The 18,451-nt window shown below is 58.5% G+C and carries 13 protein-coding genes and 1 pseudogene; 10 read left to right on the top strand and 4 right to left on the bottom strand.

Features of this window, described 5'->3' with window-relative positions; all coding sequences use genetic code 11:
- Nucleotides 1–186: 186 nt before the first annotated feature.
- The 8 genes and pseudogenes from FNU76_RS16820 (at nt 187) to FNU76_RS16785 (ending at nt 8,770) form a co-directional block, all read left to right on the top strand.
- Nucleotides 187–2,520 carry an RHS repeat domain-containing protein gene (locus tag FNU76_RS16820; RefSeq protein WP_179958155.1) on the top strand — a complete coding sequence of 778 codons (2,334 nt, stop codon included), beginning with the start codon at nt 187–189 and terminating at the stop codon, nt 2,518–2,520.
- A gap of 5 nt (nt 2,521–2,525) precedes the next feature.
- Nucleotides 2,526–4,808, top strand: a complete 2,283-nt coding sequence (locus FNU76_RS16815; RefSeq protein ID WP_144279260.1) for an RHS repeat-associated core domain-containing protein — start codon at nt 2,526–2,528, stop codon at nt 4,806–4,808.
- Between the two features lie 5 nt (nt 4,809–4,813).
- On the top strand, nt 4,814–5,278 hold the full coding sequence (locus FNU76_RS16810) for a hypothetical protein (RefSeq protein WP_144279259.1): 465 nt from the start codon (nt 4,814–4,816) through the stop codon (nt 5,276–5,278).
- Nucleotides 5,279–5,305: 27 nt separating this feature from the next.
- Nucleotides 5,306–5,629 (top strand): tyrosine-type recombinase/integrase, encoded by a 324-nt coding sequence (locus FNU76_RS16805; RefSeq protein ID WP_263405627.1) that lies wholly within the window; start codon nt 5,306–5,308, stop codon nt 5,627–5,629.
- Between the two features lie 133 nt (nt 5,630–5,762).
- A pseudogene (locus FNU76_RS25280) lies at nt 5,763–6,353 on the top strand (RHS repeat-associated core domain-containing protein); the annotation flags it as partial.
- Nucleotides 6,354–6,355: 2 nt separating this feature from the next.
- Nucleotides 6,356–6,718 (top strand): hypothetical protein, encoded by a 363-nt coding sequence (locus FNU76_RS16795; protein ID WP_144279258.1) that lies wholly within the window; start codon nt 6,356–6,358, stop codon nt 6,716–6,718.
- A gap of 847 nt (nt 6,719–7,565) precedes the next feature.
- Nucleotides 7,566–8,222, top strand: a complete 657-nt coding sequence (locus FNU76_RS16790) for a hypothetical protein (protein WP_144279257.1) — start codon at nt 7,566–7,568, stop codon at nt 8,220–8,222.
- 62 nt (nt 8,223–8,284) lie between these two features.
- The gene (locus FNU76_RS16785) at nt 8,285–8,770 is read left to right on the top strand and encodes a hypothetical protein (RefSeq protein ID WP_144279256.1); all 486 of its coding nucleotides are present in this window, start codon (nt 8,285–8,287) and stop codon (nt 8,768–8,770) included.
- A 229-nt stretch (nt 8,771–8,999) separates the two neighbouring features.
- Here FNU76_RS16785 and FNU76_RS16780 read toward each other — a convergent pair whose 3' ends face one another.
- The 3 genes from FNU76_RS16780 to FNU76_RS16770 form a co-directional block, all read right to left on the bottom strand.
- Nucleotides 9,000–11,678, bottom strand: coding sequence for a TonB-dependent receptor (locus FNU76_RS16780; protein ID WP_144279255.1), 2,679 nt, complete (start codon nt 11,676–11,678; stop codon nt 9,000–9,002).
- 377 nt (nt 11,679–12,055) lie between these two features.
- Nucleotides 12,056–14,884 (bottom strand): TonB-dependent receptor domain-containing protein, encoded by a 2,829-nt coding sequence (locus tag FNU76_RS16775; RefSeq protein WP_179958154.1) that lies wholly within the window; start codon nt 14,882–14,884, stop codon nt 12,056–12,058.
- 318 nt (nt 14,885–15,202) lie between these two features.
- Nucleotides 15,203–16,216, bottom strand: a complete 1,014-nt coding sequence (locus FNU76_RS16770; RefSeq protein ID WP_144279253.1) for a GGDEF domain-containing response regulator — start codon at nt 16,214–16,216, stop codon at nt 15,203–15,205.
- A gap of 123 nt (nt 16,217–16,339) precedes the next feature.
- Between FNU76_RS16770 and FNU76_RS16765 the strand changes: the two genes are divergently transcribed.
- Nucleotides 16,340–16,714: a hypothetical protein gene (locus FNU76_RS16765; protein ID WP_144279252.1), complete on the top strand. Its 375-nt coding sequence runs from the start codon at nt 16,340–16,342 to the stop codon at nt 16,712–16,714.
- Between the two features lie 21 nt (nt 16,715–16,735).
- Here the strand turns inward: FNU76_RS16765 and FNU76_RS16760 are convergent, their stop codons facing one another.
- Nucleotides 16,736–17,533: a hypothetical protein gene (locus FNU76_RS16760; RefSeq protein ID WP_144279251.1), complete on the bottom strand. Its 798-nt coding sequence runs from the start codon at nt 17,531–17,533 to the stop codon at nt 16,736–16,738.
- Nucleotides 17,534–17,655: 122 nt separating this feature from the next.
- Here FNU76_RS16760 and FNU76_RS16755 point away from each other — a divergent pair, with 122 nt between their 5' ends.
- Entirely contained in the window at nt 17,656–18,423 is a 768-nt protein-coding gene (locus FNU76_RS16755) for a helix-turn-helix domain-containing protein (protein ID WP_144279250.1), read from the top strand.
- The last annotated feature ends 28 nt before the right edge of the window (nt 18,424–18,451 follow it).

Raw genomic sequence — 18,451 nt, 5'->3', positions numbered from 1 at the left:
TGCGTCCCAAGCCATATCGGCGCTGTGATGTGCGTGTAGCGTTCGGGTCGAGTGATCATGCTGCGATGCAATAATTACCTTGCCCAGCTCAACTGCGATCAATTATATTTTGTACACTTCGCTCGGCCCCGCGCCGTCTTCGCCTCACCCGGAACGCACTGCGCGGCTCCCTTTGCAAGTCTTCACATGAAACGTCTCTTCTTAGTTCTCGCCTGCCTGCTCTTCCCGCTTTTCAGCTATGCCGCCAATCCGGGCGAAGCCGAGGGTTATATCTACCGTTATTCCCCCAATTGGTGGGTAGGCGGAAATCGATGGCAAAGTGCGGCAGTTTGCCAAGGGAAGACGCCCGATGCGGCGCTGGCACCGGCCGGGTGCCGGGAAACCGATAGACCTGAATCAGACCTGTACATCACCCTTCACGATGTCTTCAATGAAGGCTGGAGCCAGACAGACCACGTTTGCTATCAAGGGCACACCTGCGAAAGAGTCATGACGGCCAATAGCCTGCAAGGCACGTGCGCCGCCGGCTGGGAGCGTGGGAACAACAATGCCAAGCCCAGCCAAAGACAGTTTTGCCGTATCGGCAAGCCGGTCTGCACGGCACCGCTCTCCGCACAAGCAGATGGTAAATGCGGCTGCCCCGAGGGCAGTACGCTCAACAACAACCAGTGCGTCAAGATCGGCGTCCTGGCCAAGCAAGACAAAACGCCCGCCAGCCAGGTGGATAGCTGTGACTGCCGCATTCAGCTGACCATCGGCGACCCAATCGGTCTCGATCGTGGCCGCACCGTCATCGACGAAATCGACTACTCTGCCACCGGCTCCTCGGCGCTAGCCTTTGTCCGCCATTACGACAGCCAACGCGTGGTACCGGCCGTGACTTCCCAGCGGGGCTGGGATGCCGCCGGTTGGACCCATAATTACGATATCCGCTTGTTTTCCCGGACTACCGACGCCGGCCAATCCCAGATGGTGTTGCGACTGGGCGCCCAGGTCGTCGCCTTCCAAGCCGTACCCGGCAGCAGTACACAATGGGCGGCCGATGCCGACCAGGCTGTCAGCCTGACCAAGGAAGACAATATCCGTTGGGTGTACCGCGATGGCGATGAGGCCGTGTGGACCTTCGATATCTACCGTAACCCGGTCAGCCTGGTGCAACGCAATGGCTACACCCTGACGTTCGACATCAATGCCAACCAAGACATCACCCGGGTGCGCGACAGCTTCCAGCGCGAACTGCGCATCGACTATGACGGCCTGCTGATCAAGCAAGTCACCCCGCCCAGCGGCAAGGTCATTACCTACGGCTATGACGCCGGCAAGCTCGCTTCGGTCAGCCATGCCGATGGCACTCGCCGCCAATACCAGTACCTGGCCCGGGTGTCGCCGATTGCAGGCGCCCCGGCCATGCTGAGCGACCTGATCGACGAGAAACAGCAACCCTTCGCCCACTGGGAATACGACGCCACCACCGGCCTGACCACCGCCACCTGGGAAGCCGGCAAGCTCAACCACTATCAGGTGGACCAGTACCAATTCGATGCCCAAAACCAGCTGCAATCGGTGCGTTTCACCGATCCGCTCGGCGTCAGCCATAGCTATGGCCAAGCCAGCCAGCTCGACGTGACCCGCCCCCGCCAGGAAACACGCAGCGGTGCCCGCGCCGGCGATCCCGTGCAGACCCGCAGCCAGATCTACGACACGCAAAACAACCTGGCCAGCTACACCGACTTCGGCGGCACGACCACCACCTTCAAATACGACCTGGCTCGTAACCTGCAAATCGAACGCGTTGACGCCGCCGGCACGGACAAAGCCACGACCACCCGCACCCAATGGTCGCCCAGCCTGCGTATCCCGCTGGCGATCTCCGCCCCCTCGCTGCGCACCACCTTTGTCCCCGATACCAAGGGCAATATCCTCAGCCGCACCGAGCAAGCCACCCTGGACCCCAACGGCAGCCAAGGCTTCAACGCCACCCTGACCGGCAGCGCCCGCGTCTGGCAGTACACCTACCACCCGAACGGCCTGCTGTGGACCATCACCGAGCCGGACCGGTCGGTGAGCACCTTCGTCTACGACACCCAGGGCAACCTCAGCCAAGCCACCGACGGCGCCGGCCTGGTCACGCTCTATCAGGACTACACCCCGGCCGGCCAGGTGGGCCGCATCAAACAAACTGACGGAGTCGTTGTTACCCTGGGCTATGACCTGCGCAACCGCCTCAAGACCCGCACGGTCGGCACGTTGGTGAGCACCTATAGCTATCACCCCACCGGCCAGCTAAGCCAGGTCGATACCCCCGACGGCCGCAAGCTGAACTACGACTACGACACGGCCCGCCGCCTGAGCGTGATCCGCGACAACGTCGGCAACCGCATCGTCTACACCCTCGATGCCATGGGCAATCGCAAGTTGACGGAGCTACAGGACAGCAGCAATAGCCTGGCCCAACTGGTCGCCCAGATCGACGCCGACCGCGCCCCGCTGGCCCGTCCTACCGCACGCACTGCAAGCTAAACCGAATGAAATTCCCCAATCTGATACTCGCGGCAGCGCTGGCCCTCAGCCTGCCGCTGTCCGCTGCCACCGTCCAAACGATCAAGCGCGACTTCGACCTGCACGGCAATCTCGCCAAGGAAATCCGCAACGACGGCGGCTGGACCGAATACACCCATACCCCCGGCGGCCTGGTCAAGACGCGTACCGACGATCTGGGCCGGCTCAGCGTGTTCGAGTACGATGCACTCAAGCGCATGATCACCCGCACCGATACGGCCTTGGGTGTCACCCGCATCCAGCGCTTCGACTACGATGGCCGCAACCGCCTGACCAAGTACACCGATCCGCGCGGCCTGGTCACTACCTATACGTATAACGGCTTCGACGAGATCCTGGTCCAGACCAGTCCCGACAGCGGCACCACCACCACGGTCCCCAATGGCAAGGGCGGCACCGACACCGTCACCGATGCCAAGCGGCAAACCACCAAGTACCGCTACGACACCGCCGGCCGCCTGGACAAGCTCACCTACGCCGACCAGAGCAACATCACCTTCGGCTACGGCACCACCGGCACACGGGCGGGCAAGTTACAACTGATCACCGACTCGCAAGGCGATCAGATCAGCACCCCCTACGACGACCTCGGCCGTCCGATGGGCGAATGGCGCACCATCGCCGGCAAGCAGTACATCACCCGCGAGAACTACGACAGCGCGGGACGCCTGAAACAGCGCGTCTACCCCAGCGGCCGCACTATCACCTACAACTTCAATGCCGTCGGCCAGATCAACCAGATCCTGACCCAAGCCAATGCCACCGCCGCCACAACGGTCTTGGCCAAGGACATTACATACCGCCCCTTCGGCGCCGCGCAGAACTGGACCTACGGCAATGGTGAACTGCACACCAGCCGCTACGACCTCGACGGCCGCCTGACCCAGATCAGCCTGGGCGACAGCACCCTGACCCTGGGCTACGACACCGGCAGCCGTATCAAGACCCAGAAGATCAGCGGCGGCTGGTGGGAACGGCTGCTGCAAAAGCTCGGCCTGCCCGCTGGCCAGCAAAGCCAGTACGGTTACGATGGCTACGACCGCCTGAGCAGCTGGCAGGACGGCACCAAGAGCCAGGCCTACAAATACGATGCCAGCGACAATCGCACCGAACTGACCGTCAACGGTAAGGCCTTTGCCCAGCGCGTCGAGACGACCAGCAACCGCCTGACCGCCAGCGATGGCCCGCAAAGCAGCGTCTACCGATATGACGCCAATGGCAGCCGAACCAGCGACACCAAGCAAAACTACACCTACAACGCCCGCGGCCGGCTGATCGCCGCTGCCGGCGCGCAATACGTGGTCAATGCCCTGGGACAGCGCATCGTCAAGACCTACCAAGGCCAGACCACGGTCTACCACTACGACATGCAAGGCCATCTGATCGCCGAAAGCGACCAGTTGGGCAATACCAAGCGGGAGTATGTCTATCTTCACGACACGCCGATCGCCGTGATCGATTTCGGTGCAGTCCGCTATATCCATACCGACCATCTGGGCACCACCCGGCTCATCACCGACGCCACCAAGCGGCCGATCTGGGCCTGGCAAGGCGAGCCGTTCGGCAATAGCGCCCCCAATGAAGACCCAGAGGCCACTGGCGGCGCCTACGCCTACAACATGCGACACCCCGGCCAATACTTCGACCGCGAGACCGGGTTGTTCTACAACTACCATCGGGATTACGATCCGGCGATTGGTGGGTATCCTCAGTCTGACCCTATAGGACTGGCTGGCGGACTCAATACCTACACTTATGTTGAAGGCAATCCGCTTAGCCACATCGATCCCGAGGGTCTACGTATCTATCGGCCAGTCGTCCCTCGCCGTGATTTTTATCAACCAATTCCCGTTCCACCGCGCCCTAATAGTCGCCCCATAACATGGTCACAGCCAAATGATGTGCCAGGGGTTTCATATATGTCTGCGCCTGGGGCTGTCAGTCAAACTCCTCCGGTCACGCCATATCAGTGTGGGCGGTATACATATACCAGGACTGCGGGCGGACACTTCAACGATTATGTTAAAAGAGGTGAAAATAGAGGAGAGCTCTCTCGTCCTTATATGAGTTCGCCGTTAACTATACGAGAAATTATGGGGTCCGGCGCTGGGCGTGCTGATCCGGGCGGCGTACCTGGCGCTATAAGATATGATGCTCCTGGTAATCTGCGCGGGAGTTCTGGTACGTATGAATTGGTGGTCAACCCTACGACAGGGACGATCTATCACTTTAATTTTGTTAGCAAATAGGCAGAATGATGCGATTCCAATTTGAAATAGTCTCTGGCGCACTTAAACCTGGACAGCCTGTTTATAAGCCGGAGGATTTTGCGTTTGACACGATCGATGCCGAAAGCAACCAAGTTGACATTTCGTTGCTGATCAATGATTTGAGTATCGATTTCGACGAAAATGGGCTTGTGGCAATTTGGGGGCTGTGCCCAAGGAATCAATGGCGGGAATCAAGCATGTTGCGTCAACCAGCTCCAACAGGAAAATTGATTCTCAAAAATCTCCACGAGGAGCTTTCTGGTAAATCTTTTCGTTTGAACGAAAATAATCGCTGGCCTGTATTTGTGAATTCAAACTCTGGATGGATCTGCCTTGATAGCGGACTTGATGAAATAACTTCCGTAGAAGTGATTGGCGGCGTAATTGTAGGGATTGGGAAGGATCAGCAAATAACTAAACTGTGGCTTCATCCGCAGAACATGTACTGAGTGAATAGCCCTGCGTAGCAGAAACAGTTGATTCTCCATAATTCCTCATCGAAGTTCCGGCATGCCTGCGCCACGCACATCATGCTCGACAACGGGGCCGACCTGCGGGCCTTGCAGGTGATCCTGGGACACGCCCAAATCACCACCACCGAAATCTACACGCACGTCAGTATCGGCCAGCTGAAAGCCGCTCACGCCGCCACCCATCCCGCCGCCCACTGGCCGGCGCCAAGCCCCGCCGCTGCTTTATCTCCCTGCTTCTTTAGCCGCTCGTTGCGCGTACCTGGGCCTCTGCGCCTGGGTGCGTCGCGATGGGTAAAAGTGCATCTAGGCCGCCGTCCTGTTTGCTGAAAACACGCATCTAGGGGAAAATGCGTGTCGTAGGGGCAGGCGTCGGGGTTTGTTGGGTTGTAAACCGTGCTGGCTCTAGGGAAAACGCGCTTTTAGCTGCGACCTTGCGTCGGAACAGGAGGTTTACAACGGGCACCGTGATTATGATGCTGCGATTGGACGGTACATTCAGTCTGATCCGATTGGGTTGGCAGGCGGGATCAATACCTATGCCTATGTTGAGAACAACCCGCTTTGGGATATTGATCCGCAAGGCTTGGCTGGTGTCCGCAATGGGCCTATCAGAGTAAGAGCTGGTACAAATCCAGTACGGGACATTATTTACAATGCGACGGTTAATAGAACGATCGAGCAAATCCGTACCTATGATCCCAATTTCCGGTACGCGATAGTAGCGCCGCAAGGCTATCGGTATAATCGCCAGGATGCAGAGTATGTCGCCGATCTGTTAAAGCAGTATCAGGCATCTCAGGTATGCACTGCTAACGGGCAACCGCGACCACCAATCAACTACGGCTCTACGCCCAACGGGGTTCCATTTACTCGCCATTACGGGACGGAAACAGGTCCGGTCCGCAATTTGCCTGTAAGCGTGCTTGATCAGGCAATCTCGAATGGTACCTCGACGCCAGGCAGAAACAACTCTACCGTACATTTTGATCCAGTTAACAACGTTACCGTCGTTGTCGGCAGGGGCGGAATTATGAGCGCTCATAAGGAATGATCATGGACATAGAACCCACATGCGACGGCGTCTCCCCTGCTAATATGATTAGCATATTTGGCGCACCAGGAGTGAATGTAACGGCGATAAAGGTCGTTGACGCAATTGCTGATATTGATCAGCATGGGCAATTGTTTGGTATTGAAATACTCTGGCTAAAAGATCAGCTTGGCGAACTTGATGTTGATGGGTTAATGCGGAGACTTGAAGCGGGTGGCATATCGTTTCGATATGATGAGGAGGTTGATATTTTGCACTTCTCGCTTATCTCTAGTGTGCCGTGTGTGGATAAGACGAAATGGGTTGCCGAGCTGGCTTTTGAGGGAGCTGTGCTGAGTGCTTTTTATTTAAAGACTAAAGTATAAGCGGGATAGGCTGCATTTCCCGCATCCGTACTGGAAGGGCTAAGCCCGACCCCAATCCCCCGCCGTGCTGATTCAAGCACGCCGCCTTGCGGCTCGCTCTGCCTGGCCCCGCGCTGCGCTAAGCGGGCCGCTTCCGCTTCATCCCCACGAATGACGCCACGCAAGCTGACTGCAACGTGCGGGCGTTGCGACGCCGGCGGCTCGATCTTCGCCTTAGCCGCTCGTTTCTAATACCTTGCGAATTGCGCGCAGGCGGGCAAAAATGCACCCCTGGGAAAAATTTAGCTCTTTAGAACATCTGCGGCAGGAAAAAATGGCGTAAAGCCGCATGGGGCCTAGGTTTGCGGGCAGCGTGTACGACGGTTTGCGTCAGGGCCAACTATATACGCCTACGTGCATGGCAATCCCCTTAACTATGCCGATCCAACCGGTCAATTTGTCCCACTCATAATCGCTGGGGTATGTGCTGGTGGTGGGTGTGAAGCAGTGTTGGGAGGGGGGGGGCTTTTCGGAAGTGCGCTGTGGATGGCAAATCAAAATCACGCTTCCGACCGAGACTTACAGCAAGCAATAGAGAAGGAGTCAAATAGGCGCGAATACAAGCGAATTTGTGACGAACCTCCTCCTTCTGGCTCAGATCCATGCGAGCTCGCAAAGTGGAAGTTGCGCAAAGGACAAGCTTGTAAAGCTGCCAGGCAAGAGAACACCAACAAATGGTGGGGTGGTGCGGATGACGTTCACAGCGCACAGTTGATGCAAGACCTAGACAACGTTATTCAGGCGGCGGCGCGAGCAGTCGAAAGAATGTGCAAGTGTCAAAAATAATATCCAATCAAGGGTGTGACCAATGAATTCCACATTGTCCTATGACGACTTTGTAGCTTTTGTCTTTGACAGGCCGAAAAACGAAAATGGGAAAAAATTCTTTTTCCGAGAGGACTTCAGTGAGCCTGACTTGAGCAACACCCTGGCGATAGAATATATTTGCAATATCTTCAATGACATTACCGAGCTTGCGCAGCGCTTTTCGGAGTGGGAGATAGTTGTTGGGCTACAATATTTGATGGACGGGGGATGTGGCGGGCTGTGCTACGCTTTTGTTTCTGATGATGTGCCTATTGAAAATAGAGTGACCGCAATCTCGCTTATGAATGAGGTCTTTAAAGGGCTTTTTGATAAAAGATGCGCGAATGTTGTGGACCCTTCTGATTTGAATACCTCATCGTTTAATTATTTATGCCTTGTTTGGTGGGATGTATTTCCCAGGCATGGCATACCCCGCAGTGCGCAATCTGAGCCGATTGACAGGATAATTCTGGAAACAATAAGCAGGATATTATCTCTTGATAATATAATGTGTAAAAAATCAGCCTTGCGTGGGTTGGGGCTTTGGCATTCGGAGTATTCGGAAGAGGTGGCACTCTCAATTGCGGGGAATTCTTTAAATATTCCTAATTGCCTTCAAGAGTATGCGCATAGTGCGGCCCACGGCGACATAAAATAAGGGAAGTCAACGCGTGTTGTGCGTGCCCAGGCGCCTGTAAAATTAATGAACGAGTACGCAAAATGCAAAAGAGAGTGCAAATAATTTCAAATGTAAAAAACATCCCGACCCGCGAAGATTGGGGTGATTTCTCTGGGGATTTTGATGTTTCCGATGCATACGAAAATTTCTTTGGTAAATCCAATCAAGAAATGCGCAAATGCTTCTCGCAAAACGTAATGTCGCGCGCACAAGACATAAGATTTATGCCTGGAATACCGTTTTCATACTATATTTTTGGATTTTGTGATTTTGTACTATCCAAAAACTACGAGGGTGAAAATACGTGGGATGTTGCGGATTGTTTTATCAGTGTAATAAAGGAGAGGGCGGAAAAAAATCCTTCTGTGTTGCTTCCTATTTTTGAGTATATCGAAACGGCACTGAATTTTTTAGTAGCTCATCAAGAAGAATTTGGAGCTGATATAGAAATTTATGGTGATTTTGAAGATGCAAGTAACTTAATAAAAAAAGCTGTAATTGCTTGCGGAAACTCAGGTGGTCACTAACCAACCATCTGGGTGCCGCAGGTCAACGACCAATGTTGATTCGGCCCTCTTGGCCATAACAACGCGGTCGCGGGTCATGCCACGCGGCTTGCGCAGCTCGCACGACAGCACGACAGCCGCCCTACGTGAAGCAGATACCGGCCCAATAAAAAAACCGCTCCACACGAAGTGAAGCGGTTTTGAACAAGCGGATCGACCCGGCAATCGGGCCGATCCTGTCCTTGCCGGTTTACCAGAACTTGTAGTTCAGCGAACCGTAGGCAAAGCGGCCACGTGCATCGCCGACGGTACGGGTATCCCAGCCCACCGCGAACAGGTCGCCCTGGTTGGTCAGAGGCGGCTTGCGGTTGAACGCGTTCTTCAGGCCGAAGGTGAACTTGGCATTTTTCAGGCCGGCGTAGGTCAGCTGCATATCCAGCGTGGTGTAGCTGGACACCGTGTGCGCCGGATCGGCATCGGTGTAGCCGGCGGCGGAGTTGACGATAAAGGTTTCGCTCCAGGCGCCGTGGTCGAACGACGCGGAAGTGGATGCCTTCCAACGGCCATACGGCAGGGTGTTGAAGTAGCTGCCGTTGGCATCTTCGTACTTGCCGGCCGGGTTCAGCTTGACGTCCTGCTTGGTGTAGTAGGTACCGTTGAAGCCCAGCTTGACGTTACCGACAGCGGCCATGCGGAAGCGGTAGGCCAGATCCAGATCCACGCCGGCCGTCTTGGTGCCGCCCAGGTTCTGCGACGAGAAGTCGTAGTGGTCGATGGCGCCCACGGTCAAGCCGTTGGCTGCATCGGCGGCGGACAGCGGGTTGCGGACGATGTACTTGGCGGTCAGATCCGGATCGGCGATCAGCGCGTCAAAACCGTACTGGTTGATGGCGTGCTTGACTTCGACTTGCCACCAGGTCGCACCGATGGACAGGTTGCGGCTTGGCTCGAACACGAAGCCCAGCGAGGACTGGGTCGACTCTTCCGGCTTCAGGTTCTTGTTGCCCGTCGCCCAAGCCGAGAACTGATTGGCGCAATCGAAGCCGTTGGCGGTATTGTCGTAGCCGGTCGGTGTGACGATACAACGCAGCGGATCGTCGAAATTGCCTTGGGTGCCGATTTCACGTTGCTGGTTCAGGTCATCCAGGTTGGGGGCGCGGAAGCCCTTGCCATAGGAACCACGCAGCAACAGGCTGTTCACCGGCTGCCAACGCAGGCCGATCTTCGGCGCTGTGTTGTTGAAGTCGCCGTAGTTGTCGTAACGGGCGGCCAACTGCATTTCGATGGTCTTGGTGAAAGGCACGTTCAACTCGGTGAACAGCGACTTCACGTCACGGCTTGCGTGGACCGGCAGGATGGTGCCGGAACCGCCGATGATGATGCCGGTCTGGTACCAGTCGTTCGGCACGTCATCCATTTTTTCCTTACGGAACTCGCCGCCGATGGCAAAGCCGATCGGCTCGGCCAGGAGGCCTTCGAAGGCCGTGGAGACCTTGAAGTCGGCCCAGGTAACCGAACGCTTGGACACGCGGGAATCGCCGACCAGCTGCGCGGCGACCAGGCGGTCGTGATCGGCGGCGTTGCGGGTACGCTCGGCCGGGCTGAACCAGCCATTGGCCATGCCTTCGCGAATCTTGGGTTCGGACACCCAGCCGCTGATCAGCTTTTCGATGCCCTTGCCTTCGGACCGGCCGATGGAGGTATCGTAATCCCACTGGCCCAGATTGCCCTTCACGCCCACCAGGAAGCGGTTGGCGGTGTTCTTGTAGCCGTTGTGGCGGCCGCCCAGCTCGACGGTACGGCCGGCGATCATCAGGTCGATCGGGTTGGCGGTGCCGAAGGTCGGGTTGTAAGGATTCGTCGCCGGCACCATGTAGGCGGTCTGTTCGGCGAACGGGCGCGGAATCTGGTCGGTACGGACCGGCGTAGCGGCCGTGAAGTTGTCGGACTCGTCCTGCGAGTACATCGCTTCGGCAAACAACTGGGTCTGCTCGTTCAGATTCATGGTGAAGCGCGCAAACAGATTGTGCTTCTCGCTCTTCGGAATGGTATCGATGTCCTGCACGTAATCGTAACGGCACAGGCCGCCGCGCAGCTGGCCTTCCGGGCAGTTGGGCGATGGGGCATAGTTGGCCGCGCCGCCGTTGCTGCGGTCGGTGGCGAAGTTGCCGTCTTCATCCGAGGAATAGTTACCCGGGAAGGAAGCGAAGGAACGCTTGTCGATAAAGCCGATGTGGCGCAGGTCGGCCGTCTTGGAGAAGTCGCGATCGGTCGCCTTCATGCGGTCGATCTTGGCGTAGTCATAGGTGACGAAGACGTTGTAGCCATCGCGGCTGGGTTCGCCGAAACCGGCAACCGCATTGAAGCGGCCCAGACCGCCACCGCCCTGGGTGGCCTTGCCGTAGGTCGCGGTGGCTTCTCCGCCCTGGAAATTCTTCTTCAGCACGAAGTTGATCACGCCTGCCACGGCATCGCTACCGTAAATGGCGGAGGCGCCGTCCTTCAGCACTTCGATTCGTTCGATGGCTGCCAGGGGAATGGAGTTGAGGTCGACGCCGCCGCCACGGATGGCGTAGCTGGTCATCCGGCGACCATTGACCAGCACCAGGGTGCTGTTCTCGCCCAGGCCGCGCAGGGAGGCGGAAGCATAGCTGGCGCCGGTACCGACCGCTTGCGCATCGCTCAGGCCACCGATACCGTTGGCCGAGATGTTCGAGATCACTTCAGCCGCGGTGGTCGCACCGCTACGGGCGATCTCTTCCTTGGTGACCGTGGTGACCGGCAAGGCGCCTTCCTTGGCGATACGCTTGATGCTTGAACCGGTGATCTCGATCTTTTCTGCTTTTTGTGGCTGATCATCGGCATAAACATGCGTCATGCCTGCAATACCCATCAGGCTGATTGCGTAGGCCAGTTGCTTCATTCTCATCAGAGAAACTCCCCGTTAGTACGTCAATGGCAGATGTAGACAGGCGCGCGGTTGCGTGCTCATCCCACCCTGGCAGCGCCGGTTAGGCGAAACTCCGATTCAGCGATATCGCCAACTAGACATGGCAGCGATTCTCTGACCAGAAGGTGCGTCGATGCTCTTACATCGCTGCGATGCATGCAATCTTGCGACTTAAATATGCAACATGGAGCACAACTCTGTGTGGTTGACGCCACATGTCGCTGTCGTAACGATCCGCGCGCCCTGGCATAACTGCTAGTGGCAAAAAACAAAAATGCCGCCCTCCCGAAGGTGGACGGCATTCCGTTTACGGCTGACCACGGCCGGGAACAGGTTCCCGGCCGGCTGGACCTGGCTTAGAACTTGGTGCGCAGGCCCACGAAGTACGAACGGCCGAACACGTCGTAGTAGCCTGGGATGGTATCCAGGGCTTGCGTACCGGAGGTACCGGAGGCAAAGAACGGCGGCTTCTTGTCGAACAGGTTGGTGATACCGGCATAGACTTCGCTGGACTTGGCGAAGTCGTAACCGACGCGGATGTTGTGGTAAGTGTGCGCGCCGATCGCCGGGAAGCCGGCCTCGTGCGAACCCAGGCCCATTTCCGCCTTGCCGATATGGCGCATATTCCAGTTGGCCTTGAACTTGCCGAGGCGGTAGCCGACATTGGCCGATGCCGTCATCTTGATGAAGCCTTGGTCGGTAGTCGAACCACCGGCCTGACCCAGCAGATCCAGCTCTGGCTCGCCTACCAGCGGCACGAAGGTCGCCTTGTCGTAGATCGTGGACAGCAGCGACAGATCGAAGGCACCGTAGTTCTGCAACTTGAAGTTGTAGTTCACGCTGAGGTCGATACCGGCAACCCGCTGCTCAGCCACGTTCTGCTGCTCTTCGTTCACGGCGCGCAGCACATAGTTGGCGCCAGGCAGCAGCGGATGCTGGCCGCGCGTCACCGAACCGCACAGCAAGCCCCGGTCGTAGCACAGATCGACAGCGGTCTGGCGCGACACGGTAGTGATGATGTCCTTGATCTCGACATCGAAGCGGTCGATGGTGATCGACAGGTTCTTCACGAAGCTTGGCTGCCACACCATGCCGTAGGTCAGCGTGGTGGCGATTTCCGGCTTCAGGTTGGGGTTACCGCCCGAAAAGCCTTGCACGCCCTGGTCGATCAGCTGCGGCGGCGCGTAATCGGCCGGCACGCCAGCGGCAGCGCAATTTGCCGCCCGTGTGCCGTTGATATTGCGGCGCACGGCGGCGCAAGGATCGTTGATCACGCCAGCCGTGGTGCTGATGCCGGACAATTCGCTAGGCACCGGCGAGCGTACCGCGCGGGCTTTCTGGGCACGGAAACGCAGGCTTTCGATCGGCGCCCAATCGCCACCGAACTTCCAGGTGTTGTAATCGTCGCGCGCGGTGCTGGAATGACGGAAGGCACCTTCGAAATTCAACGCATGGACCAGCGGCTTGTCGGCCAGGATCGGAACCAGGATTTCACCGAAGTATTCACGGGTCTTGGTTTCGACGAAATCGGTATCGCCAACCTGATTACCCGTCACCAGCCCTTGATTGCTGAGCGGATCGAAATCCAGGTAGCCGGAGAAGGTGCGATATTCCGCGCCCACCGAGGTCTTCACCGCGCCGGCCGGCAGCTCGAAGGCCGTACCGCTCAGGGAGGCAATGGTGTCCTTGATGATGCTTCTGCCGATGGCGGACGAGCCCTTGGTCAGGTAATTGGCCATGGCGGGGGTATACGGTGCGAACGGATTGATCGGCACGCAACCGGCGCCGCGCGCGACAGCGTCCACGCAGCGGTAGCCGCCGGCATTGGCCGGATCCGCCTCGACGCGCAAACCGTTGTACAGCTCAGGCAGACCGACCAAGCCCTCGGTGCTCAGATTGACGCTGGTGCGACCATAGACGTGGGAAACATCCCAGCGCCAGTCGCTGCCCAGACCGAACAGGCTTTCCATATCGCCACGGATGCCGCCTACCACGCGGACCATGGTACGGTCGTTGTTGGCGCCGCGGTCGCCCAGGCCGGCAAAGCGCTGGAACCAGGTCATCTCGGTTTGATCGGCCGGCATCGCATTGCGCAGCGCTGTCGGGATAAATGGGTTGTTGCGGGGAATGGTCGGCGCCACCGCGCCACCCACCAGGTCCGAGCTGGATTGGAACGGGTGGCCTTCGAATGCCGAATCGGTGGTGGTCTGAGCGTAGTTCATCTCAGTGTAGACCTTCACCTTGTCGTTCAGCTTGTAGTCGGCATCGCCGGCCACCATCAAGCGGGTGGTGGGAATGGCGAGGTCGCGCTGCGCATTGCGGTTGTAGCCATCCTGTGCCGTGACAAAGGGAATCAGTTGGCCATTGCCATCGACGAAGCTGCCATTACGGCGGGTATAGGACGTATTGCCGATGAAGAAGCGACCACCCAGGCCAATGCCGGAATAGACCGACGGGCCGCGCCGGGCCGGCGCCGCGGAGTCGTTCCACAGGAAGTCTTCCGCGCACAGATAGCGATCCTTACAGCTCACCTGGCCCTGCTTGTCCCACTGCACGGTCAACAAGCCGCGACCCTGCTCGCCGAACTTGCCGCCAAGCAAGATGGAGCCGGACGGATTGGTATTGTCGCCTTCGGCCGAGCGGCCGTAGTCCAGGGTCAGCTGGATGCCTTCGAAATTCTTCTTGGTGATGATGTTGATGACACCCGCCACCGCATCGGAGCCGTAGACGGCCGATGCGCCACCGGTGATCACTTCGATCCGCTCGATATTGGCGGTCGGAATGGCATTGAAGTCGACCGCGGTATCGGTGGACAAGCCGCCCGGTACGCGGCGGCCGTTGATCAACACCAGGGTGCGATTGGTACCCAGGTTACGGAGATTGGCCTGGTTCAAGCCGGAGTTTTCCGCGCCGGAGAAGGTCGATTGCGAACGCGACGAGCCGAACGACGGGGCGAACTGAGGCAGCGCGGTGGCGATATCGGCAAAGTTCTCCATGCCCAGATTGCCCATGGTGTCAGTGCCGATGGTCAGAACCGGGGTGGAACTGGAGAGATTGGTACGAACAATGCGGGAGCCGGTAACTTCGATCTTCTCTACTTTTTGCGTCGCCTCTTCGGCGTAAACCTGTGCGGCGCTTGTCAGGCCAATCAAACTAATGGCGTAAGCCAGTTGCTTCATTCTCATTCGAGAATCTCCCCAGTCGTGCATTGGTGGCAGATGTCGACCACAGCCCAGATGGGGCTAGCCGTACACCAGTAGATACGCCGGTAAGGCGCAATTCCGACAGCGCCATCCCTGAGAAAAATTTTCTTAGGGTGGGAACTTTTCGCGCTTCGGAAGGCAGCCAGATGCTCTTACAAGTTGAGGAGTCAAAGCAATTGCTCTACCCAAATAGCCTGAAGTAAGGGGAACTTTGTTGGCGGGGCGCGACAGTGGAACGTGGCATCTTATGCACAAACTCGCCAGCCCGGCGCGATGCCTTCGCCGGGCTGGCGGGTAATCTCAGCGAGTCAGCGCCAACAGCGGCGCCAGCTTGGCCATCAAGGCCGGCAAACGGGCCATGACGTCTTCCAACTCGCCCTGGCTGATCAGCTCCAGCGCCCTGTCCACGCTGTAAGCCTGCTCCAGCCGGTGGACGGCCTTGGCCAGCAATTCGTCGAAGTTGGCCGTGCCGTCGGCCTGGGCATTGGCCATGCCGATATTGGCGGTGATCTGGATCTGCCGGCCCTTGAAATTCACCCGCGCCGCGGCGATGGTCTCCTGCAGCCGCTCGGCATAGATCCGGCTGCCGGCCAGATCGGCATACAGCATCACGCCGAAACGCGGGCCGGTCAGGCGCGCCAGGGTCTCTTCCTTGCGTAGCCGCCCGGATACCAATTTTGCCACCAGGTTGATCAACTGATCGGCCACGGCCTCGCCCAGCTCGGCGCGCAGGCTGTCGAAGCGGTCGATTTCGAATAGCACCAGCGTCGTTTCGCCATGGTAGCGGGTTGCATGCGCCATGGCCTTGTCGGCCTCGACATGCAGCATATGCTCGGTGGCCACGCCGGTCTGGGTGTCGGTGGTGGTCGTACGGGCCTGTACCTCCTCGGTCGTGCGCAACTCGCGCGCGGTCTTCGCCAGCTTGACCGCCGCCGACACCCGCGCCAGCATTTCCGCCCGGTCGGTGGACTTGGTGACGAAATCGTTGGCGCCGCGTTCCACCGCCAATTGTTTGGTTTCGGCATCCTCTTCACCGGAAATGATGATGACCGGCGTATGCTTGATACGGGCATCGGCCGATTTTCGTACCCGCGCCAACAGGCCGAAGCCATCCAGCTTGGGCATGCTGAGATCGCTCATCAGCACCAGCACGTCCGGGTCCGCCTCCAGGCGCTCCCAGCCGGCTTCGCCATCGGCCGCTTCTATCACGTCGAATTGGGTGGAGAGGTGTTTCTTTACCGTGGCACGGACGATGCGGGAGTCATCGACCACAAGGATGCGGGGCAGAGGGGTGGCAAGCTCAGTTTGACTCATGTGTTGTATACAGCCCGAGTGGAATTAACTCCCTCTATAGCACAGCCGGGTTGCAACGCTCACGTTGCGGTGCAGCAAGCGATTTGTTAAAACGAATTTCCACCCGATTTCCGTGAGCCGGCCATGCCTCTTAGCCATCGCGTTCAATTGTCGGTTTTTCCGCTCGGCTCCAGTGAGCCGCAGCGTGCCTTGGCGGCCATCCGGGCGACCTGGGTCAACCCCGCTTGGGTAGCCAGCCGCGAGATAAACGGCGCCTGGCTGCTGGAAGCGGCCATGGAGGCTCCCCTGGCGGTGGATGACGAGCATGACGATTCGGTCGAGGCCGCCTTCACCAAACGCTTGTCCATGGCCATCTGGCGCAAGCTGGGCCGCTATGTGCGGGTGGTGGTGGATGCCGGCGCGGAAGAGTCGGAGGAATCCTGCCACCACGAACTGGGCCGCAGCGACTATCTGATGCTGATGCGGGTAGGGGAAGCGCCGCCCGCTTCGAACGCTTGAGCGCTTGTTGCGGGCGAGCCCTTATCGGACTTGTCCGAATCGCGCGAACTGCCAGACCAGAATGGCGGCAGCCAAGCCCGCCAACAGGTGCTTGAAAGTGTGCCCGCTGAGCCATGCCAGTTGGGCAAGTATGGCGTGATCCGCCAGTTCACATACCTTGGCCAGGGCGTAGCAGCCTATGGCCGCGGCAAAGGCCATACGGGTCGTACCAGGCGTGTGGTGCTGCCATTGCAGCAGAGGAATCATTGCCAGCGGCAGTAGTTGCAGCAACAGATAGGGACGCAAGTCTCCCAAACCGCGCAGGTCGGTAAACCGCCACCAGGCCACGCTGGCCACTGCTGCAAGCGCCAGGGCGGGCATCAACCAGTGCCACCCACCTGCCGCGGCCCGTTTCGCCGCCACGGCGGTCTCCAGCCACACCGCCGCCAGCAAGCCGGTACAGGCCAGGACGATAGGCAAGCGGTCCCATACCAGCCGACTATTGTCCGGCGCCAAGTGGTACCAGGTCGATCCAAGGGAAGTCAGCAGCAAGGCCACGAAGAACAGCGCGTAGGCCGATTTCCCCGCGCGGCCGGGCTGGCGCCCCAATTGTCCCAACCCAAATAGGCCGATCACGGCGAAAACCAGGTTGGAGAGTACGTCGCCCGCATGGGGAATGCCCAGCCAGGCACGCTGATCGGCAAACTGATGATAGTTGTCCAATTGCGTTATCGGACCATGCCCCAGCATGGCCAAGACCGGGACCAGCACGAAAAGCGCGGGTAGCAAAAAATGCGCGCGGGGAGAATCGCGCAATGCGGTAGTCAAGTCGGCGAACATGCCATTTCCCATAAATATGGTGTGTTGGAAACGCATTTTGACAAGGGACATGGCCCACGCCCACCTTGCCGTCCGAGAAGGCCGCAGCTAAGCTGCGCAGTATCGAAAAACGCTACCTTGCCATGTCGCAGACCGCCCATCTCATTGCCACGCTCAAACGTCTGCTCAAAGCCCGCGGCATCACCTACGCCATGGTCGGCCAGCACCTGCGATTGAGCGAAGCCAGCGTCAAGCGCCAGTTTTCCCGGCAAAGCTTCACCTTGCAGACGCTGGAAGCCATTTGCCAACTGATGGACCTGGAGCTGCTGGAGTTGGCGCAGGCGGCCGAAACCAGCCGATTGAATGTCAGGCAACTGAGCGCCGCGCAGGAAGCCGAGCTGGTCACCGATCCCCGCCGGGTACTGGTGGCCGTCTGCGTGCTCAATCACTGGACCATGGCGCAGATCGTCGCCACCTATCAGCTGAGCGAAGCGCAATGCACCAGCCAGCTATTGCAGCTGGACAAGCTGGGGCTGATTCGGCTGCTGCCGGAAAACCGGGTCCGGCTAAGCGTGGCGCGCGACTTCACCTGGTTGCCGGACGGTCCTATTCAACGTTTTTTCCGTGCCGGTGCCCAGACCGACTTCATGGCGGCCGGCTTCAATCAGGCGGGCGAACTGCTGCGCTTCCAGCATGGCATGCTGAGCCCGGCCGCCAATGCCCGCTTCCGGCAAAAGTTGCAGCGCCTGGTGCAGGAATTCACCGAGCTGCATGAGGATTGCCTGAGCCTGCCGGCCGAAGCACGCTATGGCACCAGCCTCCTGCTGGCAATGCGGCCGTGGGAGCCGGCGGCATTCGAGGCTTTGCGGCGGCAGCCGGATGTTCGTGTTTTTCCGCCGGATATGCACTGAGTAGCTGCCTGTTGGCATACGACCCAAA

This window comes from Chitinimonas arctica (assembly GCF_007431345.1).
GTDB classification, from domain to species: Bacteria; Pseudomonadota; Gammaproteobacteria; order Burkholderiales; family Chitinimonadaceae; genus Chitinimonas; species Chitinimonas arctica.
This window is presented reverse-complemented; position numbering and strand designations above follow the sequence as displayed.